The 1,488-nt window shown below is 68.8% G+C and carries 1 protein-coding gene; it reads left to right on the plus strand.

The features are described 5' to 3' along the window. Positions 1-264 precede the first annotated feature (264 nt). Entirely contained in the window at positions 265-1,467 is a 1,203-nt protein-coding gene (locus tag IEY56_RS28115) for an IS110 family RNA-guided transposase (RefSeq protein WP_189040113.1), read from the plus strand. The last annotated feature ends 21 nt before the right edge of the window (positions 1,468-1,488 follow it).

Consider the following 1,488-nt stretch of genomic DNA (forward strand, 5'->3'; position numbering starts at 1 on the left):
CCCCCGTTATGTTTTTCGCGGTCCTGCAATGGGGCCGTTGGCCTCCGGGCCCGGCATGACTGTTGCCCCCTGTCGAAGCGATGACCTGGGGGGTGGTGTCACCGGGCCCGAGGGGTGCCGTCGGAGACGCTGATAAGAGGTCCGACCACCGCCCGGCCGGGAGCAACGCCCGGCCATCTTCGGGCGGCAGGTCTGCATAACGTGGATGCGCGCGTGCGGCCCCAACACCGAGGCCAGCATGGCATCGACACTCGTGGGGGCACGGTGACCGACATCAGCGACGTGGGCGTCTTCCTCGGCCTGGACGTGGGCAAGAGCGCGCATCACGGCCACGGACTGACTCCGGCCGGGAAGAAGGTCTTCGACAAGCAGCTGCCGAACAGCGAACCGAAACTGCGGGCCGTCTTCGACAAACTCCGCACCAAGTTCGGCACCGTCCTGGTGATCGTGGACCAGCCCGCATCGATCGGGGCCCTGCCTTTGGCTGTTGCCCGGGACGCCGGCTGCCAGGTCGCCTACCTGCCGGGTCTGGCCATGCGGCGGATCGCCGACCTCTACCCCGGTGAGGCGAAAACCGACGCGAAGGACGCCACGGTCATCGCCGATGCGGCCCGCACCATGCCCCACACCCTGCGCTCGCTGGAAGTGGCAGACGAGCTCACGGCGGAGCTGACCGTACTGGTCGGCTTCGACCAGGACCTGGCTGCTGAGGCCACCCGCACCTCCAACCGCATCCGCGGCCTGCTCACCCAATTCCACCCCAGCCTGGAACGGGTCCTGGGCCCACGGCTGGACCACCCAGCGGTCACCTGGCTGCTGGAGCGTTACGGATCCCCGGCCGCCTTGCGGAAGGCGGGCAGGCGACGGCTGGTCGAGGTCATTCGCCCCAGGGCTCCGCGCATGGCCGAGCGGCTCATCGACGACGTCTTCGACGCCCTCGACGAACAGACCGTCGTCGTTCCGGGCACCGGCACCCTGGATGTGATCGTGCCCTCCCTGGCCCGCTCGCTCGCCGCAGTCCACGAGCAACGCCGAGCCCTGGAAACCCAGATCGCAGCCCTTCTGGAGGCCCACCCTCTTCGCGAGGTCCTGACGTCGATGCCCGGCGTCGGCGTCAGGACCGCCGCAGTCCTCCTGGTCACCGTCGGCGACGGCAGTTCGTTTCCCACCGCCGCCCACCTGGCCTCCTACGCCGGACTCGCCCCGGCGACCAAATCCTCCGGGACCTCCATCCACGGCGAACACGCCCCCAGAAGCGGAAACCGGCAGCTCAAGCGCGCCATGTTCCTCTCCGCCTTCGCCGCCCTGCACGATCCCGCCTCACGCAGCTACTACGACCGCTGCCGAACCCGCGGCAAAACCCACACCCAAGCCCTCCTCCGCCTCGCCCGCCACCGCACCAGCGTCATCTTCGCCATGCTCAGAGACGGCACCTTCTACGAACCACGCACCCCAACCACCGCTTGACGAAACACATAGAGGCACCCC

The sequence above is a fragment of the Streptomyces daqingensis genome (assembly GCF_014645895.1).
Classification (GTDB): Bacteria; Actinomycetota; Actinomycetes; order Streptomycetales; family Streptomycetaceae; genus Streptomyces; species Streptomyces daqingensis.